20 protein-coding genes are annotated in these 23,032 nt (G+C 41.6%); 9 read left to right on the top strand and 11 right to left on the bottom strand.

The features are described 5' to 3' along the window. Positions 1 to 45 precede the first annotated feature (45 nt). Positions 46 to 603, top strand: coding sequence for a DUF502 domain-containing protein (locus tag FL972_RS17845; RefSeq protein ID WP_091654951.1), 558 nt, complete (start codon positions 46 to 48; stop codon positions 601 to 603). 28 nt (positions 604 to 631) lie between these two features. On the opposite strand, the gene FL972_RS17840 is transcribed toward FL972_RS17845, so the two are convergent. The 8 genes from FL972_RS17840 to FL972_RS17805 all read right to left on the bottom strand — a co-directional run bounded on the left by FL972_RS17840 (position 632) and on the right by FL972_RS17805 (position 11,027). After that, positions 632 to 1,531, bottom strand: coding sequence for a TolB family protein (locus tag FL972_RS17840; RefSeq protein WP_144607351.1), 900 nt, complete (start codon positions 1,529 to 1,531; stop codon positions 632 to 634). 46 nt (positions 1,532 to 1,577) lie between these two features. Continuing rightward, positions 1,578 to 2,618 carry a selenide, water dikinase SelD gene (gene selD, locus FL972_RS17835; RefSeq protein WP_144607350.1) on the bottom strand — a complete coding sequence of 347 codons (1,041 nt, stop codon included), beginning with the start codon at positions 2,616 to 2,618 and terminating at the stop codon, positions 1,578 to 1,580. Beyond that, positions 2,590 to 3,645, bottom strand: a complete 1,056-nt coding sequence (gene mnmH / locus FL972_RS17830; protein ID WP_144607349.1) for a tRNA 2-selenouridine(34) synthase MnmH — start codon at positions 3,643 to 3,645, stop codon at positions 2,590 to 2,592. The genes selD and mnmH overlap by 29 nt, the downstream gene beginning before the upstream one ends. 65 nt (positions 3,646 to 3,710) lie before the next feature. Further along, positions 3,711 to 4,031 (bottom strand): thioredoxin, encoded by a 321-nt coding sequence (gene trxA, locus FL972_RS17825; RefSeq protein ID WP_091654947.1) that lies wholly within the window; start codon positions 4,029 to 4,031, stop codon positions 3,711 to 3,713. A 127-nt stretch (positions 4,032 to 4,158) separates the two neighbouring features. Further along, on the bottom strand, positions 4,159 to 8,445 hold the full coding sequence (dnaE, locus tag FL972_RS17820) for a DNA polymerase III subunit alpha (protein ID WP_144607348.1): 4,287 nt from the start codon (positions 8,443 to 8,445) through the stop codon (positions 4,159 to 4,161). A gap of 199 nt (positions 8,446 to 8,644) precedes the next feature. Further along, positions 8,645 to 9,289, bottom strand: a complete 645-nt coding sequence (gene rsmG, locus FL972_RS17815; RefSeq protein ID WP_144607347.1) for a 16S rRNA (guanine(527)-N(7))-methyltransferase RsmG — start codon at positions 9,287 to 9,289, stop codon at positions 8,645 to 8,647. Beyond that, positions 9,289 to 9,900 carry an RNA polymerase sigma factor gene (locus tag FL972_RS17810; protein ID WP_144607346.1) on the bottom strand — a complete coding sequence of 204 codons (612 nt, stop codon included), beginning with the start codon at positions 9,898 to 9,900 and terminating at the stop codon, positions 9,289 to 9,291. The genes rsmG and FL972_RS17810 overlap by 1 nt, the downstream gene beginning before the upstream one ends. Next, complete coding sequence (locus FL972_RS17805) at positions 9,891 to 11,027, bottom strand: glycosyltransferase (protein ID WP_144607345.1); 1,137 nt, start codon at positions 11,025 to 11,027, stop codon at positions 9,891 to 9,893. The genes FL972_RS17810 and FL972_RS17805 overlap by 10 nt, the downstream gene beginning before the upstream one ends. Before the next feature lie 121 nt (positions 11,028 to 11,148). Between FL972_RS17805 and tgt the strand changes: the two genes are divergently transcribed. From tgt to FL972_RS17790, 3 genes are read left to right on the top strand one after another with little or no spacing between them, the layout of a single operon-like run. Further along, positions 11,149 to 12,279 (top strand): tRNA guanosine(34) transglycosylase Tgt, encoded by a 1,131-nt coding sequence (gene tgt, locus FL972_RS17800; RefSeq protein WP_144607385.1) that lies wholly within the window; start codon positions 11,149 to 11,151, stop codon positions 12,277 to 12,279. A gap of 1 nt (position 12,280) precedes the next feature. Beyond that, positions 12,281 to 13,354: an LptF/LptG family permease gene (locus tag FL972_RS17795; protein WP_144607344.1), complete on the top strand. Its 1,074-nt coding sequence runs from the start codon at positions 12,281 to 12,283 to the stop codon at positions 13,352 to 13,354. Further along, complete coding sequence (locus FL972_RS17790; protein ID WP_144607343.1) at positions 13,355 to 14,269, top strand: DMT family transporter; 915 nt, start codon at positions 13,355 to 13,357, stop codon at positions 14,267 to 14,269. Here the strand turns inward: FL972_RS17790 and FL972_RS17785 are convergent. The 3 genes from FL972_RS17785 to ispE form a co-directional block, all read right to left on the bottom strand. Further along, the gene (locus tag FL972_RS17785; protein WP_144607342.1) at positions 14,266 to 14,598 is read right to left on the bottom strand and encodes a type II toxin-antitoxin system PemK/MazF family toxin; all 333 of its coding nucleotides are present in this window, start codon (positions 14,596 to 14,598) and stop codon (positions 14,266 to 14,268) included. The two genes, FL972_RS17790 and FL972_RS17785, sit on opposite strands and share 4 nt — an antisense overlap. A 148-nt stretch (positions 14,599 to 14,746) precedes the next feature. Then, a complete protein-coding gene (locus FL972_RS17780; protein ID WP_144607341.1) occupies positions 14,747 to 15,001 on the bottom strand; it encodes a ribbon-helix-helix domain-containing protein in 255 nt (84 codons plus the stop codon). 202 nt (positions 15,002 to 15,203) lie between these two features. Then, positions 15,204 to 16,013, bottom strand: a complete 810-nt coding sequence (gene ispE, locus FL972_RS17775; protein WP_144607340.1) for a 4-(cytidine 5'-diphospho)-2-C-methyl-D-erythritol kinase — start codon at positions 16,011 to 16,013, stop codon at positions 15,204 to 15,206. Between the two features lie 528 nt (positions 16,014 to 16,541). Here ispE and ilvD point away from each other — a divergent pair. Genes ilvD through FL972_RS17750 form a run of 5 tightly spaced genes read left to right on the top strand, consistent with a single transcriptional unit; the run spans position 16,542 to position 23,032 of the window. Then, entirely contained in the window at positions 16,542 to 18,221 is a 1,680-nt protein-coding gene (ilvD, locus tag FL972_RS17770) for a dihydroxy-acid dehydratase (protein WP_144607339.1), read from the top strand. A 4-nt stretch (positions 18,222 to 18,225) separates the two neighbouring features. Further along, the gene (gene ilvB / locus FL972_RS17765) at positions 18,226 to 19,920 is read left to right on the top strand and encodes a biosynthetic-type acetolactate synthase large subunit (protein WP_186300146.1); all 1,695 of its coding nucleotides are present in this window, start codon (positions 18,226 to 18,228) and stop codon (positions 19,918 to 19,920) included. A 6-nt stretch (positions 19,921 to 19,926) separates the two neighbouring features. After that, a complete protein-coding gene (gene ilvN / locus FL972_RS17760) occupies positions 19,927 to 20,427 on the top strand; it encodes an acetolactate synthase small subunit (protein ID WP_144607338.1) in 501 nt (166 codons plus the stop codon). Between the two features lie 39 nt (positions 20,428 to 20,466). After that, entirely contained in the window at positions 20,467 to 21,510 is a 1,044-nt protein-coding gene (ilvC, locus tag FL972_RS17755) for a ketol-acid reductoisomerase (protein ID WP_144607337.1), read from the top strand. Positions 21,511 to 21,523: 13 nt separating this feature from the next. Then, positions 21,524 to 23,032, top strand: a complete 1,509-nt coding sequence (locus tag FL972_RS17750; RefSeq protein ID WP_144607336.1) for a 2-isopropylmalate synthase — start codon at positions 21,524 to 21,526, stop codon at positions 23,030 to 23,032.

Raw genomic sequence — 23,032 nt, 5'->3', positions numbered from 1 at the left:
GTACTTGATGAATTAGTAATTCAAATCTTTTCAAGATCTAAATCCATGGGATTCACTTATAAAAGAATTCTGTCCTACTTTCTGAGAGGACTATTATTCATTACTCCGTTAGCCGTTACGATTTATGTGATCTATGCAATTTTTGTCTTCTTAGACAATTTGATTCCTGTTCCTATTCCAGGGATTGGCATCTTAATGGTTCTTGGCTTGATTACTTTTATTGGATATCTGGCAAGTTTATTCTTTACCAAACCTTTTTTTGAATGGTTTGAAAGAGGAGTATTTAAGATTCCATTGGTAAATCTACTTTATACTTCCATTAAGGATTTGATGGGGGCTTTTGTGGGAGATAAAAAGAAATTTAGCTCTCCTGTCATTGTTCAGATATCAGATACACTTTCAAGACTGGGTTTTATAACTCAGGAAGATATGTCCGAGATTGGCGAACCTGATTTGATAGCTGTTTACTTTCCACACAGCTATAATGTGTCCGGGAATGTGTTTTTAGTTCCAAAGGACAAGGTCAAACCTCTCCATGGAGTGAAAAGCTCAGATGTGATGAAGTTTATGGTTTCTGGTGGGGTATCCAATCTGGGGCATTAATTTAAGTTCAATTTCACACTCATTTTTCCTAACGATAATACCTCACAAAAGCTATCCAATCTCCATCCGGAGACCAGGAATGTACATTAATGGTGCCTTGACCTCCATAAAAAACGGGAGTAAGGTCTCTGAGTGTTTTGTTTTCCACATCCAGTAACCGAAGCTTCACATCCTTCCCAAAAGGATGGGCTCCCTTTTGATCTTCTAGATAGGAAATAATCACAGCGCTCTTATTATCTGGGGATGGGTGAGGGAACCAATTATCCAGCTCATCAAAAGTTAGCTGCTCTTGTTTAGACCCATCTGGTTTCATTCTATAGGCTTGCATTCGGCCAGTTCGGTGACTGTTGAAGTAGATCCATTGTCCATCATAAGAATATTCGGGTCCATCGTCCAAGCCTTCAGAATCAGTTAGCCTGATTTCCGGGCCTCCTTGAGTTGAAATCGCCCAGACATCCCATGCCCCATCTCGTTCTGCACAATACACGAGCGTTTTGCCATCAGGACTGATACCATGCCAGTAGCTCGGATACTTGGGCGTGATGAGTTTGGCTTTTCCTCCTTTTGCAGGAATCGTATAAATCCGTGAGCCCATGCCTTCCTCATTTTTGCTGAAGACAATGGTTTTTCCATCAAAACTCAATCCATGATCGTTGTTGATCTGAGTAATTTGATCCGGAAAAACCAGCCCCAAATTATTCCCCTCCAAATCAATTTTTTCCAGCTTTCCGTCAGCATTGATTAATAAATGTTTTCCGTCTCGGGTCCAGTTAGGAGCTTCAAAATGCCGTTTTTCCCTCAAAACAACCTTTTCTTCGAGGGTATTTACATTTAAAATGACTAATTCACTTTCAATGGTGGATGGGACTTGGGACATGGCAAATAAAGATGGAAGCAAAAAGAGCAGGAAGCAGAGTTTGAGGTTCATTTTGGCTAGGTTTGATTGAAATCAAGTTACAAAAGCCTAGGAATTCCTAGCTTACCTTTACTGTAAAATCCAGTTTTTCAGTAAACTTTCCTATTTCCCAGGCTACCTGATTTTCCGCTTGTAAGGTGTTTTCAAACCAAGTCTGATTCTCCTGTGCAACAGCAATCAACAATCCACCACTGGTCTGAGGATCGCAAAGTTTGACCAGTTCCATTCCTTTCACGCCTTTTGTTTTGGCATTAAAGGCATTCCAATTTCTGTACGTATTATCAGGGAAAATGAATTGATTGATATAATCCTGTATTCCTTCAATTAAGGGGAGTCTTTCAATTTCTATTTCTGCAGAAAGTCCTGCACCTTCTGCCATTTCGATCAAGTGGCCCAGCAATCCAAAACCAGTCACATCTGTCATAGCATGAACTTCCTCATGATTTCCCAAAACTGCTCCTATTTGATTTAATCTACAGGCAGTATCCAATAAGTTGCTATAATCCGTCTCTTTAATTTGTTGACGGCTGAGGGCAGTGGCCAAAACACCTATACCCAAAGGTTTGGTCAAAAAAATCAGATCTCCAGCCTTTGCCCCTTTGTTGGTTTTTATTTTTCTCGGATGAACTATTCCGTTGACCGAGAGTCCAAATATCGGATCTTTGGCAGCGATGCTATGCCCTCCTGCCATTTCAATTCCAGCGGTTTGACAAATACTTTTAGCTCCTTCTAGGACCTTTGCTGCTAGCTCGGGAGCCAGTTTTTCTACAGGCCAGCTTAAGATGGCATTGGCAAAAATTGGTTTTCCTCCCATCGCATAAACATCAGAAATGGCGTTAGCCGCAGCTATTCTTCCAAAATCAAATGGGTCATCGACTATAGGTGTGAAAAAATCAACGGTATTGATGATTGCGATATCCTCCGAAACCTGATATACTGCTGCATCATCTTTGGCGGAATTACCAACCAAAAGCTTGGGATCAGTTTGGCTGAATGAATTACTGGAAGTGAGTATTTGATCAAGAATGGCAGGAGCGATTTTGCACCCACAACCTGAGCCTTCGCTCCATTCAGTTAATCGGGTTGCTTGAGTTTCCATGGATCTTGGATTTGGTTTGAATTAAAAGTTCTATTTGCTGATTAATGTTTTTGTTGCTCAAGTCCAATGAATACGTTTTTTCGTTGGGATGTCGGTTAAGGTCATATTCGTAAGCCTTGTCATAGTAGATTAAGAGATTCTGAATCCAAGCTGCATGGTCTCCTGATCGGATTGCTTCAATCGCCTGCTCCGTTCTTAGTCCTCCCAATTTTTTCTTCAATCGCTTGACAGCAGCGATCAATTCTTCTTTTGGAAGTTTCCCGTATTCATCAGCAATATGCGCTATTCTTTCCTTAACTGTCTTGAAAATATCTATCAGGGGTGCCTCAAGCATTTGCTGAAAAAAAAGATCAGGAATGATAATCCTCCCTATTTTTCGGCTTTCGTTTTCTACCCAGATAGGTCGAACAGTATCCATTTGGAGTAATTGCTCGGCCATTAGGTTTTCAAACTGCTCCACAGTAGGCTGAGGATCTTGCCCAATCGCTCCAAATGAGGATCCTTTATGCCTTGCAAGGCCTTCCAAATCAATAACTTGCTCTCCGCTTTTGGAGAGCTCCTTTAGTAAAAGTGTTTTTCCGGAACCGGTTTTTCCGCCTAATACGATGAGTGTATGAGGTTTCCGAACCTCTTCAAATGTAAAAGTTCTATAGGTTTTATAGCCACCTTTTAAGCGGTACACTTCGAATCCTACCATTCCCAATAGCCAAGATAAAATCTGAGATCTCATTCCTCCTCGCCAGCAGTAGAGTAGGACTTTTCGCTCGGGGAATTGTTGAATTGCTTCTTTTTGGATTAGATGAAATCTAGGGCCGACCAGTTCAAAACCTTTTAAGGTAGCCGCTTCACTGCCTTCATTTTTATAAAGTGTTCCAACTTCAATTCTTTCTTGATTATTTAGAATAGGGAGATTCTGCGCCCCGGGTATATGGCTTTGCTCAAATTCTCCTTCGCTTCGAGCGTCTAGAATAGGTATAGAGGCTCTTAAACCGAAAAATTCAGAAAGAGAAATTAGTTTTTCATTCATCTAGAGTCGAATATAAAAAAAGCCACGGGATTTTTCCGTGGCTTCAAATTCTTGGAAGATGCTGCTTATAATTGAGCGTCCAACTTCTGTGCTAATACCGCTTTAGGCACTGCACCAACTTGCTTATCTACGATTTGTCCATCTTTGAAGAACAATAAGGTTGGAATAGAACGGATGCCAAATGCCTGAGCAACTCCTGGGTTAGAGTCTACATCCACTTTTCCGATTACTGCTTTTCCTTCGTAATCACCGGCCAATTCTTCAACTACTGGTCCGATCATTTTACAAGGTCCACACCATTCGGCCCAAAAATCAACCAGAATTGGCTGATCGGATTTGATTACATCTTCAAAATTAGCGTCGGTGATTTCGATTGCTTTTCCCATTGTATAATTCGTTTAGTTCGATTCTTTTATTCAAATATATGAGAGAAAGTGAATCAATCGGTAATTAGTTCCTACCACTTATCATTTTTTGTCTATGAGTCATAGGTAAATACAAAATTCACTTCTCTTACTCTACTTTATAGACTATTTCAGGTATTTCCTTTAGTTCTTTGATCATTTCGGCACTTGGGTCAATTGAAAACTTTTTGGAAAACAATTCAAGGCTGATATTCTCTTTTCGGTCGATCACATCGAAATAGAGTTTTGCCTCTCCTTTGTATTTCTGGGTGATTGTCTCCAGCTTTTCCATCAAGTCTAAAGTCAAATCATCCAAGTCAATATTTACCCGGAGGCCTTTGATCATTTTTCCTCTGACCTCAGACAATAACATGATGCTATTGATCTTAAACTCCAAGGAATTTTCATCCCAGCGTTTTTGCCCTACTTCTCCTTTGAGAAACAAAAACCAGCCTGTCATGAAGTACTCCTTATATTTCACATAATCCTCTCCAAACAAAAAGAAAGTAAAGCCTCCTTGATAGTCCTCCAAACTCAAGGTTCCGAAAGGTTTCCCGTTTTTGGTGGTTCTATGAGCGAAAGAAGAAACTGATCCGGCTAGCCTGATTTCTTTCTTGCTGCGTAAGGCGTCCAAATCATTCAGGTCAGCTAAGGAAGCGTTCGTAAAGGACTCAATTTCCAAGCGGTATTGGTCCAATGGGTGCCCTGAAATATATAAGCCTACTACTTCTTTTTCAATGTTCAATTGCTGCAATTGAGAAAATGGCTCCATAGGTGCAATACTAGGCAGCGGAATATCCATGCTACCACTACTGCCTCCGAATAAACTTACTTGTGCACTATCTTCCTCTTGCTGCACCTTTTGTGCATATTTCACTGCCTTTTCGATCAAAGTCACATCTCCATCCGGTGCTTCCAAGTATTGTCTGCGGTGATGTTCAGGGAAGCAGTCAAAGCCACCGGCCATGGCCAGAGCTTCCATGGTTTTCTTATTCAAGGCTCTGGAATTTACTCTTTTGGCGAAATCAAAAATATTTTTGAAAGGGCCGTTCTTCTCTCTTTCCTTGATGATTTCATCTACTGCTGCGGAGCCAGCACCTTTGATTGCTGCCATTCCAAAGCGGATTTCTCCAGCGGCATTTACAGTAAAGCCATTTTTGGATTCATTGACATCCGGTCCTAATACCGGGATACCCATCCGCTTACATTCTTCCATGAAAAAAGTCACTTGCGTGATATCGTTCATGTTATTGCTCAGAACTGAGGCTAAGTATTCGGCTGGATAATGGGCCTTAAGATAGGCAGTTTGATAAGCTATCCAGGCATAACAGGTGGAGTGAGATTTATTGAATGCATAAGAAGCAAAAGCTTCCCAGTCTGTCCAGATTTTCTCCAGCTTTTTAGGGTCGTGTCCTTTGGCGGCTGCCTGCTCGATAAATTTGGGTTTCATTTTATCCAAGACATCCTTCTGCTTTTTACCCATGGCTTTACGAAGTACGTCTGCCTCACCTTTGGTGAAGCCGGCCAGTTTTTGGGATAGAAGCATTACCTGTTCCTGATATACCGTAATTCCATAGGTTTCCTCCAGGTATTCTTTCATATCCTCCAGATCGTAGGTGATGGGTTCGGTCCCATGCTTCCTTTTGATGAAAGAAGGAATGTAAGCCAATGGTCCTGGTCTATACAGCGCGTTCATCGCGATTAAATCCGCAAAAACAGTAGGTTTCAGCTCACGCATGTATTTCTGCATCCCAGGACTTTCGTACTGGAAAATGCCGACTGTTTCACCCCGCTGAAATAACTCGTAGGTCTTTTCGTCATCTATCGGAAATGTGTCTGCGTCCAACTCTAAACCATGACGCTCTTTGACGATTTTGATTGCGTCTTTGATCAAGGTCAGAGTTTTTAGACCCAAAAAGTCCATTTTCAGCAATCCGGCTGATTCTACGACCGAGTTGTCAAACTGGGTGCAAACCATGTCCGAATCCTTGGCCAAGGCCACAGGAACGAAATTGGTGATATCGTCTGGCGTAATGATTACCCCACAGGCATGAATCCCGGTATTTCGAACTGAGCCTTCCAAAACTGTTGCCTGATTGACTGTTTTTGCCGATTCATCCTGCCCCTGAGCAACCCGAAGCAATTCTTCTGCTTTTTGGATCAACTCTCCCTGTCCTTTTAATTTATCAGAGAGAGCAGCTCTGTTTTTCGCCAGCTCGAACAGTACTTTCAACTTGATGTCCGGAACGAGATTGGCAAGGCGTCCTGCCTCTGCTAAGGGAAGATTGAGCACTCTGGCGGTATCCCGAATCGCTGATTTTGCCGCCATGGTACCATAGGTGATGATTTGTGCGACCTGATTAGAACCGTATTTTTTGATTACATAGTCAATGACTCTTCCTCTACCTTCATCATCAAAGTCAATATCAATATCGGGAAGTGAAACCCTGTCTGGGTTCAAGAATCTCTCAAAAAGGAGATCGTACTCAATAGGATCTACATTGGTGATTCCGATGCAGTAAGCCACAGCAGACCCTGCCGCTGAACCCCTTCCAGGTCCCACCGAAACGCCCATTTCCCGGGCTGCCCGGGTAAAGTCCTGTACAATGAGGAAGTAACCCGGATAGCCGGTATTCTCAATCGTTGCCAGCTCAAAATCTAATCTTTCCCGTATTTCAGGAGTGATTTCTGAGTAGCGTTTTTTGGCACCTTCATAAGTCAGGTGACGTAGATAGGCATTTTCTCCCCGCTTTCCGCCATCTACATCATCCTGCTGATCTTTGAATTCTTCAGGAATGTCAAATTTGGGGAGAAGAACTTCTCTGGCAAGCTTGTAGGCTTCACATTTTTCGACGATTTCCTGGGTGCACTCAATAGCCTCCGGCAGATCTGCAAAAAGTTTTTTCATTTCTTCTGGAGACTTGAGGTAAAACTCGTCATTTGGGAAGCCGTATCGAAACTCCCGTCCTCGCTTGCCTACATATTTTTTGGGTTTTTCTACCAATTCCCCATCCTTGACGCAGAGCAAAATATCATGGGCTTTTGCATCCGCTTTATCATTATAATAGGTGTTATTGGCAGCGAAATATTTCACATTATACTTCTTGGCAAATTCTAAGAGGACCTCATTGACTTTTTCTTCTTCCGGGATTCCATGTCGATTGAGCTCTACATAAAAATCATCGCCAAACTGCTCTTTCCACCAGATAAACGCTTCCTCTGCTTGAGTTTCGCCCACATTCAAAATCAAAAATGGAATCTCTCCCCAAAGCCCTCCGGTGGTGGCAATCAAGTCCCCTTTGTACTGCACCAGAACCTCCTTGTCTATTCTCGGGACATAATAAAAGCCTTCTATATTGGCGTATGAGGCCAATTTGGCAAGATTATGATAGCCTACCTTGTTTTTTGCAATTAGGACAGTTTGAAAACCATCGTCTTTTTGCCCTTTGTTTTTTCGATCTCTGCAGAGGTTAAATTCGCAACCTACAATCGGCTTGATCTCTGCGCCCATAGCAGCTTTGACAAAGTGGAAAGCGCCCATCATATTGCCATGATCAGTCATCGCGATAGCTGGCATATTCATGGATTTTGCCTTTGCAACCAAAGCTGGGATTTCTGAGGTTGCTTGCAGAACTGAATACTGTGTATGAACGTGCAAATGGGTGAATGGGACATCCACCAAGTCAGAAATGTCTGCTTTTCCAGCCTGCTTTAATACATCTTTAGCAGCGGCTTTTTGGCTGTCTTTAGCCTGCGCAAAATTTGCTTCAGCAAGCTTGGGAGCTTCGTAGATTACTTCTGAAACGGCTACGCCTTCTTCTGGCTTTTGTACACCCTGTGTAATCAATCCAAAAAAGCATCGGGCGGTTGCATCTACGTCATAAGCTGCATCGTGCGCATCCCCAAATCCTTCTCCGAATAATTTTTGATGCAATTCAGTTAGGGTAGGCCATTTGAATTTGCCTCCTTTACCGCCTGGGATCGCACAGAATTCAGTGGAAATATCCTTCGTGTCGAGTGGATTGGCCGTTAATGGCATGGGCAATTCAGCCCGGATAAATTCCGAACCGACCACATTGATATCAAACTCGATATTATGACCGACCAGATGCTTTGCCTCAGCGACATCTTTTTCAAAAATCGCCAAGACCTCTTTCAGGTCATGTCCTTCTGCCAGCGCTCTTTTGGTAGAAATACCATGGACTTTTTCGGCATTGTAGGGAATAGTAAAACCCTCCGGTTTGACGATGTAATTATGATTAGAGATCAGTTTGCCTTGAGCATCATGAAGTTGCCAAGCTAATTGCACCAAGCGAGGCCAGTTGTCCACATCGGACATGGGGGCATTGTAATTGCGGGGTAAGCCGGTGGTCTCGGTATCGAAAATAATATACATACAGCACAGAAAATTGAGGCTTCAAATTAGGTCATTTGAAGGAGGCAAAAAAGTCAAGTGGCAGGAATTGTCGGGGAGAATTAGAATTAAATTCTATTACCAGTTTGGTTGAACATTACCAAAAGTAGGATAATAAAATTAAGTCAATCACAGAAGCTGTTTGATTGAAAAAAAGCACTGAAGTTAGTTGTGATTTTTTTTATCTTTTATCCTCCCAAGGCATATAGACTACTTTTTTGGTCTCAAAAAATTCTTCTTTGAAATAGTCTTCCAAATGATAAGTGACATAGGACTTGCCTGTTTCTTCCATTTCTTCATCCACCTCTCCTCCTTTGAGGTAGAGGATGCCATTGGGGAACTCGTTGAAATCTTCTTTTTTGATTTTTCCTTTGACCCAAGGATAAAAATTGATCATTCGGGTCACGGCTCGGCTGATCACGAAGTCGTATTTTCTCACTAAAGTTTCTGCCCTCACTTGCTGGGCTTCGACATTGCTTAGCTTCAGGGCTTTTGCCACTTCTTTGACTACGGTGATTTTTTTACCAATAGAATCTACCAAATGAAAGTGTGTGTCAGGATATAAAATGGCCAAAGGAATACCCGGAAATCCTCCTCCTGTACCGATATCCAATACTTTGGTGCCAGGCTGAAATCCCATCACTTTAGCAATCCCCAAAGAGTGCAGCACATGATGCACATAGAACTGATCCATGTCCTTTCGGCTGATTACATTGATTTTAGAGTTCCAATCTTCGTATAATTCCTGCAAACGGTCTAATTGCTCGATTTGCTTTTCGGTCAGATTAGGAAAGTAGGAAAGAATCAGCTGAGTGCCTGTATTCATCAGATGTGTTTTTCTTTGCCGGAGGCGATTTCATACAAAAGTTCACGGGAGCGGTGAAGTTGGGCTTTCACAGTTCCCAATGGTTTCTCGAGTTCTTGGGCGATTTCCTCATAAGAAAGCTCATCAAAGTATCTCAACTGGACTAATTTTCGGTATTTCGCAGGAAGCTTATCTACGAAAATCCTTACCATTTCGATCCTTTGAGATTTGATAAATTCGTCCTGCGGATTGTTCTCATCATCTTCCACATCGATGGTGACGGCATTTCCGCTGTCATCAGACATGGTTGTGTTCAAGCTCATGGTTTTGAGCTTCTTTTTTCGGATGAAATCAATGGTGTTGTTTGTGGCAATTCGAAATAGCCAAGTTGAAAAGGTATAGTCTTTTTTGAAGCGGTGTAGATTTTTGAATGCTTTTGCAAAAGCCTCCATCGTCAAGTCCTCTGCATCATCAGCATCCCGGATCATTTTTAGGATCATGAAATAAACAGCCTTTTTGTACCGCTTCATGAGGGTAGCATAGGCCTGCTGATCCTTTTCATCCACTGCCTTGTCTATCAGGTCAAAGTCTTCCAGTGCTTTGTTAGAAAATCCGCGCTCGTTTACTTCCATTGAATGTCTTTTGACTGGTGAGAAACAGATCCTAAAACCCAAAAATAACCCAAATACAAAAAGTCATTGATCAGGATATTTGCAGGGACTTTGGAACCGTTGATCTTTTTACTTGCTGAGGTGAAAATTCCCAACAATAAAAATGATCTTACTAGAATAATACCGAAAACGATAAGAAAACGTTCCCAGTTGCCCTCCAAACCAAAATAAATCAATAAGCCAAGACCCCCAATCCAAAATAAGGCATGGGATAAAGCATAAAAGCCGATTTTTCGCTTATCCTCTCCTCTGTAATATTTTCCTGCATGCAGATGCCTTTTTTTCTGAACCTTGTATTCTTTCCAATTTTCTTTCGGTTTGGAAAGTGTATTAGCTTCCGGATCAATTACAACTGCAGTATTTTTCCCTGTTGCATACCGATTTACAAATAAGTCATCATCTCCCCCTTCAATATGCCAAATCCCTTTGAAGGCTTTCACTTCCATGAAAAAACTTCTTCTATAGCATAAATTTCGACCTACTCCCATGAAAGGAGCTTTCCATAATGCAAAGGACAAATAGTAAAGTCCGGTTTTCAGGGTTTCGAACTGAATCCATTTATTGAGGAAACCGCTCACGCGCTCATACCCTGAATATCCTATGGAGAAAACCTTGTCTTGAGTTCGTACCGGTTTCGTCATTTTTCTGATCCACTGATCAGATGCAGGCATACAATCTGCATCTGTCAATAATATGACGTCACTTTTGGCCACCTTGATACCCAAGGTCAGCGCATATTTTTTGGAAGTTACGTGAGCGGGGGTGTACTTGACAGTGACGGATCTGAGTCTTGGATAAATCGCCATCATCTCCTCCAGCAACCTTTTGGTTCTGTCTGTACTTCGATCGTTGATTACCAATACGTCGTATTTGGGGTAATCTTGTTCGAATAGCTTGGGAATCAGGACTTTGAGATTTTTGTACTCATTATGAGCCGGAACTACCACCGTGACTGCCTCCTCGTCTGCTGTATTTCCACCAGATTTGGGCAATTTATAGAATGCAGTTCGCCCAAAAATCACCAATAAGTAGATGATTTGAATGAAAATGCCAATACCGAAGAGAAACCAAAGTAAAAATAGGCCCATAGGTCAATTTTGCTGGGCAAATATAAAAGACATTTAGGCATTCATTTAAGAATAAGTGGATATTTTTGCAGGCCAATCCTATCATTTCGTGGATGAAGTCCACATCATTGAAAATCAAGAGATGAAGTTTACCTTACAGCATACTGATCCACAGACCAAAGCCAGAGTTGGTACAGTCGAAACAGATCATGGAACGATTCAAACCCCTATTTTTATGCCTGTTGGAACTGCCGGAAGTGTTAAGGCAGTCCATCAAAGAGAACTGAAGGAGGATATTCAGGCTCAGATTATCTTAGGCAATACTTATCACCTCTATTTGAGACCGGGATTGGATATCATAGAAAAAGCAGGGGGGCTTCATCGTTTCAATGGTTGGGATAGACCTATTTTGACCGATAGTGGAGGATATCAGGTTTTTTCTTTATCAGGTAGCCGAAAAATAAAAGAGGATGGAGTGATGTTCAAATCCCATATTGACGGTTCCAAGCATCACTTTACTCCTGAAAATGTCATGGATATTCAGCGGACCATAGGAGCTGATATAATCATGGCCTTTGATGAATGTACTCCATATCCTTGCGAGTATGGCTATGCGAGAAAGTCCATGGAAATGACCCATCGTTGGTTAGATAGATGTATCACTCAGTTTGATTCCACCACTGGCAAGTATGGCTATAGTCAGACGTTTTTTCCAATTGTTCAAGGCTCAGTGTACAAAGACTTGCGCAAGCAAAGCGCTGAATTTATTGCCTCTAGAGAGCGGGAAGGGAATGCTATCGGAGGACTATCGGTAGGTGAGCCTGCTGAAATGATGTATGAAATGACTGAGTTGGTGACAGATATTTTGCCTCAAGACAAACCTCGTTATTTGATGGGAGTAGGGACACCGGCTAATATTTTGGAATGCATTGCCTTGGGTGTGGACATGTTTGATTGTGTAATGCCTACCCGGAATGCAAGAAATGGGATGCTTTTTACCTCCGAAGGGATTATTAATATCCGAAATAAAAAATGGGAGGATGATTTCTCTGCAGTTGATCCTGCAATAGGTAATTATGCGAGTACTTTTTATTCTAAGGCTTATTTGCGGCATTTAACTATTTCTAAGGAGATTTTAGCTGCGCAAATCGCCAGTATTCATAATTTAGCGTTTTACCTATGGTTAGTAGGACAGGCGAGGGAACATATCCTCGCTGGTGACTTTGCCGTTTGGAAAGAGCAAATGGTCAAGAAGGTGAGCACTAGACTTTAATATGAAACTACTCGACAAATTAATTATCAAGGATTTCTTGAAGACCTACTTCTTTGTGGTCCTGATGTTGATTTTGGTGGTTTTGGTGCTGGATTTTACTGAGAAAAACGATAAGTACATTTCCAATCAGGTTCCAGCAGGCGAGATATTGAGATATATGGGCAACTATGGTCTTTATCTCAATAATTTATTAACTCCGATCACCGTATTTATCTCTGTTATATTCATTACTTCCAAAATGGCCGGAAGAACAGAAATCGTTGCCATTTTAAGTAGTGGGGTAAGCTTTGTTCGGTTATTAAGGCCATTTTTAGTAGGCGCCGCTTTGATTGGTGGTGTAAGCTTTTATCTGAATGGCTGGGTGCTCCCGTCGGCTACGGAAGGAATGACAGTATTTAAGATGGTCTATTTGGAAAAGGGGGCTCCCAATACAGAGCAAAACATTCATATCAAGGTGGGGGATAATAGTTATGCCTATTTGAGTCGATTTTTTAAGACAAGTAATACAGGGTATAACTTCACTTTAGAAACTATTGAGGATGGTAAACTCTTCGCCAAAATATCATCCGATAGAATAGAGTGGGATACTGCCAAAAATGTCTGGACTTTGATCAATTGGAGATTAAGAGAGCTGAAAGACAGAAAAGAAGAATGGTCAGTTGGAGAAAAAATGGATACTACTTTATCTATTGTTCCAGCTGATTTTGGAGTTCCGGAAAATCATCATGAGACCCTCAAATTACCACAGCTGAGTAAACAAATACGTATTCTGGAAGATAGAGGAGCAGATAATGTGGAGTATTACAAGATAGAGCGATATGTGCGCTTTATGTCTCCATTTGCAGCCTTGATACTGACCTTTATCGGGGTAATTATGTCTGCGAGGAAAACCAGAGGAGGCTCTGGGTTTCAGATCGCGATGGGTTTTTTACTGGCTTTTGTGTACATCCTTTTATTTATTCTGTCCAGAACATTTGCAGAAAATGGAGCAGACTATCCTATATTGGCGGTTTGGCTGCCCAATATTATTTTTGCCCTGACGGGATTAGTCTTGTATAAAACTGTACCTCGATAGATGCAATCCAGCACCATCAAAGATTATTTATTGCTTCATTTCATAGTTTTGATATGGGGCTTTACGGCCATTTTAGGCCTGTTGATCTCTCTTCCGGCCTTGGAACTGGTTTTTTACAGGACCTTGATTGCATCGCTGGGAGTCGCCCTTTTGCTTTTCTGGAGGAAGAAGCCTTTGCTTATTCCGACTCCCCAGATGTGGAAAGTGCTCGGGACAGGATTTTTAATTGCATTGCATTGGATTTTATTCTTTTGGTCTGCCCGTGTTTCGACTGCTTCCGTATGTTTGGCAGGCATGGCTACCACCTCACTTTGGACAGCCTTTGTGGAGCCTTTTTTCAATCGCACTAAAATCAAATGGTATGAAGTTGCCTTAGGTTTAATGGTGATTTCAGGCTTGATTGTCATTTTCAAATTCGAAACAGGATACTGGCTGGGAATGGCAATGGCTTTGGGTTCCGCTTTTTTAGCGGCCTGCTTTTCGGTGATTAATGGAAGGCTAACTCAGCGTCACAGTCCCTATCAAATCACATTTTACGAAATGGCCGGAGCCTGTTTGTTTACACTTTTGTTTATGCCTATTTACGCAGAGTTTTTCACTGAGGGAAAAGGAATACAGTGGGCATGGGTCGGAAATGATTGGTTCTGGTTACTGATTTTAGGTGGGGTCTGTACAGTATATGCATTTTCGGTTTCAGTGGAACTGATGAAAAGACTCACTGTATTTTCTATCAACTTGACGATCAATCTAGAGCCTGTTTACGGGATTGTATTGGCCGTATTGATTTTTGGTGAAAGTGAAAAAATGACTCCGGAATTCTATTTGGGTACCTTGATAATATTGGTTTCTGTTTTAACCTATCCTGTAATGAATTATTGGAACAAGAAAAGGAAAGCTGTAAGGACTTTGGGTTAAAGTTTGATCAGGTCTTCAACTGTTTCGAGTGCCTCTTTTAATTCATCAGAAGTGATTTTCCCCAGTTTTCTTATCAACCGCTCTTTACTCACTGAGCTGAGGTGAAAAATCAATAGTTCTGAACTCGAGCTAAGTCCATTGTCTGGATTCGGAGTTAAAATCGGGTTCCCTTTATACTTTTTGATTTTCGTGGTCAGCGGCGCAATCCAAATAACATTCAAATGGGTATTCATCAAATTGCCGCTTAGGATCACTGCGGGTTTTATTCCAGCTTGTTCCGAACCCCGATTTGAATTTAGATCAATATACCAGATTTCACCTTGCTTCATGATCTTCTACTTGTTTTAACCTGAAATAAGCATTATAAAATCTACTTCGATCTCAAAATGCTTCAAAATCAATCGCTTCACTTCACTTTTCGATCTCACCGTAGCGGTGCTACGCCTCGATCTCCAAAGTGCTTGATTTTCTTGCATTTTAATCTCTCGCTACGAATTCTAATGCATAATTCAGGTTTAAATAGGAAGCCATACCTTCTTCAGCCATGGATAGCAAGTCTTGGTCTTGAGATGCTTTTTGGAATGATTTGATATACTCAGCCCTTTTTAGATGGTCCAGATATAGCGAAAGAGCTTGCTCAATCAATTTATTTTTCGGCACTGAAAGGTTTTTGGCTGCTGCTGAGAGTTTTTCCAAAAGGTCATCAGGCAAGGAACTAGTGAAAGTCGCCATGAGATTTATATTTATATTTTATAAATATAAAATTTAAATAAATTTTATGGATATCCGCTTTCTTACCAGTAACAACAAAATACGGCTTATTGTCTGCTAAAAGGATCAGAATCCGGAAGCTTCGGTCTTCGGTCATCGGTCTTCCAATCGGCCAAGCAAAGAAAATAAGGCAACTGGCATGATAGCGGATAATCAGATAAATTTATTTCAAATCGCTTTCAAAAATGAAATAATCCTTATCAATTGAAAAGGACTTGGGTTTAGATTCAAACAATCCAAAAACAGTAGATCCTGAACCGGACATGGCAGCATAAAAAGCTCCAGCCTCATATAGTTGCTTCTTAATTTTTGCAATTTCCGGATGATTCTGGAAGACACTTGCTTCAAAATCATTAACCAGCTCATCTTTCCATCTATTTCGGTCTGCCAAAACTTCCTCAAGCTTTACCTTAGGTGGAGATGGATTTACTCCTGCATAGGCCTCTTTGGTTCCTATATGGATTCCTGGGTTGACCAGAATTAAATGGCATCCAGTCAGGGAAAGGTCAATGGGTTCTAAGAGTTCCCCGCGTCCTCTGGCAATTTTTGGAGTATTTTCAATAAAGAATGGACAATCACTGCCCAATTGAGCCGCATATTCTTCCAAGAAAAAATTATCCAGATGCAGGTCAAACAGGTTATTCATCAATGTCAAAGCAAAAGCAGCATCCGCGGATCCTCCTCCCAGACCGGCACCCATAGGGATGTTTTTGTGTAAGTGAATCTTTAGATTGGGTAACCCTTGGAAGTCCTTTCGAATCAGCTTTTCCGCCTTGAGAATCAAATTATCCTTTGAATCACCGGGAATAGATAAACCTGTACTTTCCGAGCCACCCTTTTTATCCAAAATCATTTCCAAAGCGTCATAGAGAGGAATAGGAACCATACAAGTTTCGATTTCGTGGTAACCATCCTTTCTTTTGGAAGTGATGTGAAGCCCGAGATTAATTTTTGCGTTTGGAAATGTGATCATCAGAAAAGTCTTTTGACAAAAATAGAGGGATTTTTTATGTGATAAAGGCCTAAAGTAACAATTGAAAAATATGCAAGGATTTTCCTAAAAATTATAGGACTTCGGATGAAAGGATTTTTTTCTTATAAAAAAGGAAACGAAATGAGAAAAAATTTGAAAATAGTGTAAATCAATATATAATTTTGAAAATCGGATTTTTTTAAAATCATATCTTTAAATTATAGCGGTTTAAGAGGTTTATGCAAGTTTAAATTTTGATAAAAATGAATTTACGATACTTTATATTTTGACTTGGAGATAAAAAGGCGAATTAAATATTGTAAGTCTGATATTTCGGGTTTAAGTTTGAATTCTAATTCCTGAAAAGGATGAATCTCAAACCGAAAGATATGTACCCAGTAGTCTTTTTGCTAAGCTTTATTATTCTCATTGGATGTTAATGTGAGGCACTAGACTATTATTCATAATGAAATAAAAATAAAAGTGCCTCAGACCAATGAGGCACTTTTTTTATACCCAATTAAACCTATGACCCTGAAAAAATACAGTTGGGAAATATCAGATAATCCCGAACATCCGGCCGGAAAGGCCATGCTTTATGCCACGGGCATGAGTGATAAAAAGATGAAACAGCCTTTTGTGGGGATAGCGAGTTGCGGATATGAAAGCAATCCCTGCAATATGCACTTGAATGACTTTGCCGGTCTGATCAAAGATTCCTCTCAGGATTATGATCTGACCGGTTTGGTTTTTAATACCATCGGTATTTCAGATGGGACCTCTATGGGTACACTGGGAATGCGCTACTCCTTGGTTTCCAGGGAAATCATTGCAGACTCCATAGAGTCCTTTATACTCGGTCACTCCTTTGATTCATGTGTCGCAGTTGCTGGCTGTGATAAAAATATGCCCGGGGCGATCATTGGGATGCTTCGGATCAACCGTCCCTCGATTATGGTTTATGGAGGAACGATTGCCTCGGGTAATTATAAAGGCGAAAAACTCAACATCGTTTCGGCATTTGAAGCTTTTGGAAAGAAAATCCAAGGGACTATCTCCGAGGAGGATTACGATGGAGTAATCAGAAATGCATGCCCGGGAGCAGGTGCATGTGGAGGCATGTATACTGCCAACACCATGTCCTCAGCGATTGAAGCTTTAGGAATGTCATTGCCTTACTCTGCTTCCAATCCAGCCAATTCACCTGAAAAAATCCAGGAATGTAAAGATGTAAATCACTACATGAAGATCTTGCTGGAAAAGGATATCAAACCAAAGGATATTATCAGCAGGAAAAGTATTGAGAATGCAGTTCGTGTGGCTATTTCATTGGGGGGAAGTACCAATGCTGTACTTCACTTATTGGCGATAGCCAGAACTGCAGGGGTAGATTTTACTCTAGAAGACTTTAAAGAGCTCAATGCCAAGACTCCGATGATAGGTGATTTCAAGCCTTCCGGAAAATATCTGATGGAAGATTTACATGAGCAAGGAGGTCTTCCTGCATTCATGAAGTATTTCTTGGAAAAAGGATTTTTGCACGGTGACTGTCTCACTGTCACGGGCAAAACATTAGCTGAAAACTTGGAAGGAATTGATCCAATCGTTCCTTCTCGAGTAAATGTGATTCATCCTGTAGAAACCCCCATCAAAGAAACGGGTCACCTATGCATTCTCTCCGGAAATCTTGCTCCAGAAGGTGCGGTTGCAAAAATCACCGGGAAAGAAGGTAGATTATTTACAGGTCCGGCTAAAGTATTCGATTCCGAAAAAGAAGCCAATGATGCAATCCGTGATCATGTAGTAAAAGCCGGAGATGTGGTGGTGATTAGAAATGTAGGGCCTAAAGGAGCTCCGGGAATGCCTGAAATGTTGAAGCCAACTTCCATGATTATTGGAGCTGGACTGGGCGCAGATGTAGCATTAATTACCGATGGAAGATTTTCGGGCGGTACTCATGGCTTTGTAGTGGGGCATGTCACTCCTGAGGCTTGGACAGGTGGGCCTATTGGTCTATTAAAAGACGGAGATATGGTCACCATAGATACGGATCATCAATTGCTGTCTGTGGACGTTTCGGAAGCTGAATTTGCTGAAAGAAAGAAAAGCTGGTCTCCAAAAGTCATTGAGGGCTTGCAGGGTACTTTGAAAAAATACAATAAACTCGTTGCCACCGCCTCTGAAGGTTGTGTCACAGATAAATTCTAATGCTATGAAGGAATCAATGATCAGAGGGGCGGACATCGTAGTCCAGTCTTTAATAGCGGAACAGGCAGAAATTATTTTTGGCTACCCTGGAGGTGCAATTATGCCTGTATACGATGCATTGTATGACTATCATGAACAAATCAAGCATGTACTGACCCGACATGAGCAGGGAGCCATCCATGCAGCTCAAGGCTATGCCAGAGTATCCGGTAAAGTGGGTGTTTGTTTGGCTACTTCAGGTCCAGGGGCAACGAATCTCATCACGGGTTTAGCAGATGCGCAGATCGATAGTACTCCTTTGGTTTGTATTACAGGACAAGTAGCTGCGCACCTATTAGGTACAGATGCTTTCCAGGAAACAGACGTCGTCGGAATTTCTATGCCTGGCACCAAATGGAATATTCAAGTAAGAAAGGTTGAAGATATTGCACCAGCCATAGCCAAAGGTTTTTATATAGCCCGTTCGGGAAGACCAGGGCCTGTATTGATCGATATCACCAAAAATGCCCAAGTTGACTTTGGGGAAATGAATTATGCTCCTTGCATGGGTTTCAGATCTTACAAAACTCATATACCTGTTGAAAAGATGGCCATTCAGGAAGCTGCTGAATTGATCAACAAGGCAGAAAGACCTTATATAGTTTTTGGTCAGGGCGTAGTGTTGGGAAAGGCTGAGACGGAGTTGAAATTCTTTTTAGATAAAACCGGCATTCCTGCGGCATCCACCTTATTGGGTTCAGGAGCTATTTCTCAAGATCATCCTAACTATGTGGGAAAATTGGGTATGCATGGAAATTATGCTCCCAATTTATTGACCAATCAATGTGATGTATTAATCGCAATTGGGATGCGCTTTGATGACCGAGTAACCGGTGATTTGAAACGCTATGCAAAACAGGCCAAAGTCATTCATTTGGAATTGGATCCGGCAGAAATTAATAAAAATGTCAAAGCAGATATTCCTGTTTTAGGAGATTGTAAAGAGAGTTTGTCTCTGTTGACTGCGGCAGTATCAGAAAAGACACATCCATCCTGGATGGCCAAGTTCCGGGAGCTGGAGCAAATGGAGAAAGATGCTGTGATGCAGCATGATATTACTCCTACCAAAGTGGGCTTGACGATGGGAGAAGTAATTAATCTTATCAATCAATACAAAGCAGATGATGCGGTCTTAGTCACAGATGTAGGACAGCATCAGATGATAGCCTGGAGGTATTTTAATTATAAAAAGACCCGAACTCAAGTGACTTCTGGAGGTCTGGGTACAATGGGCTTTGCTTTACCGGCTGCTTTAGGAGCACAACTTCATGATTATTCCAGACAAGTGATTTGTGTAGTAGGCGATGGAGGAATTCAAATGACTATTCAGGAATTGGGAACCATTATGCAAACCAAAGCTCCTGTGAAAATTGTCCTTTTGAATAATAATTACCTCGGTATGGTGAGACAATGGCAGCAGATGTTCTTTGATAAGCGCTATTCATTTACCGAACTGGATAATCCTGACTTTGTAAAGATCGCTGAAGCTTACAGTATCAAAGCTCAAAAAGTGACAGATCGAGGAGATCTGAAAGAAGCAATTGAAGATATGCTGATCCATGATGGTCCCTTTTTCTTAGAGGTAGTAGTGGAAAAAGAAGATAATGTATTCCCGATGATTGCCACAGGATGCTCTGTGGAGGAAGTAAGACTAAGCTAAAAACGTATGAAGCGATATACCATATTTGTCATTACCGAGAATTTCATTGGCATACTCAATCGGATTACGATCATTTTTACCCGAAGAGGGATCAATATAGATGCCCTCACTGCCTCAGAAAGTAGGCTGGAGGGAATCCACAGAATCACGATCGAAGTGACTGCTACCGAAGACACGGTTATACAGCTAGTTAATCAGATCGAAAAGATTATTGACGTGATCAAAGCCTTTTATCATGAAGATGAGGCTGTAGTTTATCAGGAAATTGCCCTTTATAAAATCCCGGTTTCAAGATTGGACGGGGGGTTAGAAAAAGTCATTAGACAGCATAATGCCAAAATCATTGCTGCTGAGCCTGATTTTGTGGTGCTGGAACTGACCGGGCACAAAGAGCAAACTCAGGAATTGTTGGAAATCCTCAAAGGATACGGACTGCTGGAATTTGCCAGATCCGGAAGAGTAGCCGTGGCAAAAAGAATGCTTACGATTGACTCCCTGTTAAAGTAAAAAATTGAAAATCAATCCATTAAATCTAATAATAACACTATGAAATTGAAATTTGGCAGCGTTGAAGAAAACGTAGTAACCAGAGAGGAATTTCCTCTGGAAAAAGCACGGGATGTATTAAAAGATGAAGTAATCGCCGTGCTAGGTTATGGTGTACAGGGTCCCGGACAGGCACTCAACCTGAAGGACAATGGCTTCAACGTAATCGTTGGCCAGAGAAAAGGATCTAAAACTTGGGATAAGGCAGTTTCTGACGGCTGGGTTCCGGGAGAAACTTTATTTGAACTGGAAGAAGCCTGCGAAAGAGGAACTATCCTTCAGTTTTTGCTTTCTGATGCAGGTCAGATTGCACTTTGGCCAACAGTGAAGAAGCACTTGACTCCTGGGAAAGCCCTTTATTTTTCTCACGGGTTTGGCGTAACGTATAAAGATAAAACAGGAATCATACCTCCGGCGGATGTAGATGTGATACTGGTAGCACCCAAAGGGTCCGGTACCTCTTTGAGAAGAATGTTTGTGGAAGGTAGAGGACTGAATTCTTCCTATGCTATTTATCAGGATGGAACCGGTAAAGCCAAAGACAGAGTAATTGCTTTGGGAATCGGTGTAGGCTCAGGATACCTATTCGAGACAGATTTTTATCGTGAAGTAACTTCTGACCTGACTGGTGAAAGAGGAACATTGATGGGAGCCATACAGGGGATTTTCGCGGCCCAGTACGAAGTCTTGAGAGCAAACGGGCATACGCCATCAGAAGCATTCAACGAAACAGTGGAAGAACTGACTCAGTCTTTGATGCCATTGGTAGCAGAAAATGGGATGGATTGGATGTACGCCAACTGTTCGACCACTGCCCAAAGAGGTGCTTTGGATTGGTGGAAGCCTTTCCGTGATGCGACCAAGCCGGTTTTCGAAGCGCTATATGACTCTGTGAAAACAGGAAAAGAGGCTCAGAAATCTATTGATTCTAACTCCAAGTCTGATTACAGAGAAAAATTAGAAGAAGAATTGAAAGAATTAAGAGAGTCTGAAATGTGGCAGGCAGGAGCTGTTGTCCGTCAGTTGAGACCAGAAAATAACTAAAACCCAAAAAATCATGAGTGACAAGCTGTGGATATTCGATACGACCCTGAGAGATGGGGAGCAAGTGCCGGGATGTCAGTTAAACACCCGGGAGAAAATTGTGGTGGCAAAAGCTCTGGAAGAACTGGGGGTGGATATCATAGAAGCTGGTTTTCCAATTTCCAGTCCGGGTGATTTTAATTCCGTTCAGGAAATTTCAAAAGCTGTTTCAAATCCAATCATTTGTGCCCTTTCCAGAGCCGTAGAAAAGGATATTGAAGTGGCAGCGGCTGCACTTAAATATGCGAAAAAAGGACGTATTCATACTGGAATAGGGGTTTCTCCTTACCATATTCAGTACAAGTTGAGAACTACTCCAGATGAAATCATCCGGAGAGGTGTGGCAGCGGTCAAATTTGCCAGACAATTTGTAGAGGATGTGGAGTTTTATGCAGAAGACGCAGGAAGGTCAGAGCCGGATTTCCTTTGTAAAATCATAGAGGAAGTAATCAAAGCAGGTGCTAGGGTGGTCAATATTCCAGATACCACTGGATATTGTCTTCCTGAGCAGTATGGTGCGATCATCGCCAATCTGAAAAATAATGTTCCCAATATCGATAAGGCGATTATTGCTACCCATTGTCACAATGACTTAGGGATGGCTACTGCAAATACAGTGGCAGGAGTGCAACATGGGGCCCGTCAGGTAGAAGTGACTATTAATGGTATTGGAGAACGAGCAGGGAATACCTCCATGGAGGAAGTGGTCATGGCGATTAAATGTCATCAATCAATCCCTGTTCACACAGATATAGTTACTCCTTTGATTTACAAGACTAGTCGATTGGTTTCTAAGCTTATGAACATGCCTGTTCAGCCAAATAAAGCAATCGTAGGAAGGAATGCTTTTGCACACTCTTCTGGAATCCACCAAGATGGAGTTTTGAAGCATAGAGAAAATTATGAAATCATTGACCCTAAAGAAGTTGGGGTTGAGGAATCTTCAATCGTTCTCACTGCTAGATCTGGAAGGGCGGCACTTAAGCACCATTTGGATGCATTGGGTGTTGAATTAGAGGGAGAAGAACTTCGTGAGGTATATGAGGCTTTCCTTTTGTTGGCTGACTCTAAAAGAGATATAGGTCGCAAAGACCTTTTGGAGCTTGTTGGCAAATATATGGATGAGTCCAATTTTATAGAATTGGAAAAAGTGACATATGCTTCTAATGGTTCTATCCAGGCAGAAGTAAGCTTGAAAATTGGAAACGATTCTCACCAAGCTTCATCTTCTGGTGTGGGTCCTGTGGACGCGGTTCTCAAATCAATCGAAAAAATTGTCAAACCTCAGGTGGACTTGGAAGAATTTCTGATTCAGGCGATCACCCATGGTTCTGATGATGTGGCTAAAGTTCATATGAGATTGATTAAATCAGAAAAACCCTACTACGGTTTCGCCTCTCACGAGGATATAGTCCTTGCCTCAGCACAGGCATTTGTAGATGCATTAAATAAAATACCAGTCAAAGAATACGTGACTGCCTAA

Origin of the sequence: Algoriphagus algorifonticola, from assembly GCF_007655305.1 — a bacterium.
Lineage (GTDB): Bacteria > Bacteroidota > Bacteroidia > Cytophagales > Cyclobacteriaceae > Algoriphagus > Algoriphagus algorifonticola.
This window is presented reverse-complemented; position numbering and strand designations above follow the sequence as displayed.

Coding starts and splice junctions, on each gene's coding strand:
- FL972_RS17845 (WP_091654951.1), top strand. CDS start 46: ATGGGATTCACTTATAAAAGAATTCTGTCCTACTTTCTGAGAGGACTA.
- FL972_RS17840 (WP_144607351.1), bottom strand. CDS start 1,531: ATGAACCTCAAACTCTGCTTCCTGCTCTTTTTGCTTCCATCTTTATTT.
- selD (WP_144607350.1), bottom strand. CDS start 2,618: ATGGAAACTCAAGCAACCCGATTAACTGAATGGAGCGAAGGCTCAGGT.
- mnmH (WP_144607349.1), bottom strand. CDS start 3,645: ATGAATGAAAAACTAATTTCTCTTTCTGAATTTTTCGGTTTAAGAGCC.
- trxA (WP_091654947.1), bottom strand. CDS start 4,031: ATGGGAAAAGCAATCGAAATCACCGACGCTAATTTTGAAGATGTAATC.
- dnaE (WP_144607348.1), bottom strand. CDS start 8,445: ATGTATATTATTTTCGATACCGAGACCACCGGCTTACCCCGCAATTAC.
- rsmG (WP_144607347.1), bottom strand. CDS start 9,289: ATGAATACAGGCACTCAGCTGATTCTTTCCTACTTTCCTAATCTGACC.
- FL972_RS17810 (WP_144607346.1), bottom strand. CDS start 9,900: ATGGAAGTAAACGAGCGCGGATTTTCTAACAAAGCACTGGAAGACTTT.
- FL972_RS17805 (WP_144607345.1), bottom strand. CDS start 11,027: ATGGGCCTATTTTTACTTTGGTTTCTCTTCGGTATTGGCATTTTCATT.
- tgt (WP_144607385.1), top strand. CDS start 11,149: ATGAAGTTTACCTTACAGCATACTGATCCACAGACCAAAGCCAGAGTT.
- FL972_RS17795 (WP_144607344.1), top strand. CDS start 12,281: ATGAAACTACTCGACAAATTAATTATCAAGGATTTCTTGAAGACCTAC.
- FL972_RS17790 (WP_144607343.1), top strand. CDS start 13,355: ATGCAATCCAGCACCATCAAAGATTATTTATTGCTTCATTTCATAGTT.
- FL972_RS17785 (WP_144607342.1), bottom strand. CDS start 14,598: ATGAAGCAAGGTGAAATCTGGTATATTGATCTAAATTCAAATCGGGGT.
- FL972_RS17780 (WP_144607341.1), bottom strand. CDS start 15,001: ATGGCGACTTTCACTAGTTCCTTGCCTGATGACCTTTTGGAAAAACTC.
- ispE (WP_144607340.1), bottom strand. CDS start 16,013: ATGATCACATTTCCAAACGCAAAAATTAATCTCGGGCTTCACATCACT.
- ilvD (WP_144607339.1), top strand. CDS start 16,542: ATGACCCTGAAAAAATACAGTTGGGAAATATCAGATAATCCCGAACAT.
- ilvB (WP_186300146.1), top strand. CDS start 18,226: ATGAAGGAATCAATGATCAGAGGGGCGGACATCGTAGTCCAGTCTTTA.
- ilvN (WP_144607338.1), top strand. CDS start 19,927: ATGAAGCGATATACCATATTTGTCATTACCGAGAATTTCATTGGCATA.
- ilvC (WP_144607337.1), top strand. CDS start 20,467: ATGAAATTGAAATTTGGCAGCGTTGAAGAAAACGTAGTAACCAGAGAG.
- FL972_RS17750 (WP_144607336.1), top strand. CDS start 21,524: ATGAGTGACAAGCTGTGGATATTCGATACGACCCTGAGAGATGGGGAG.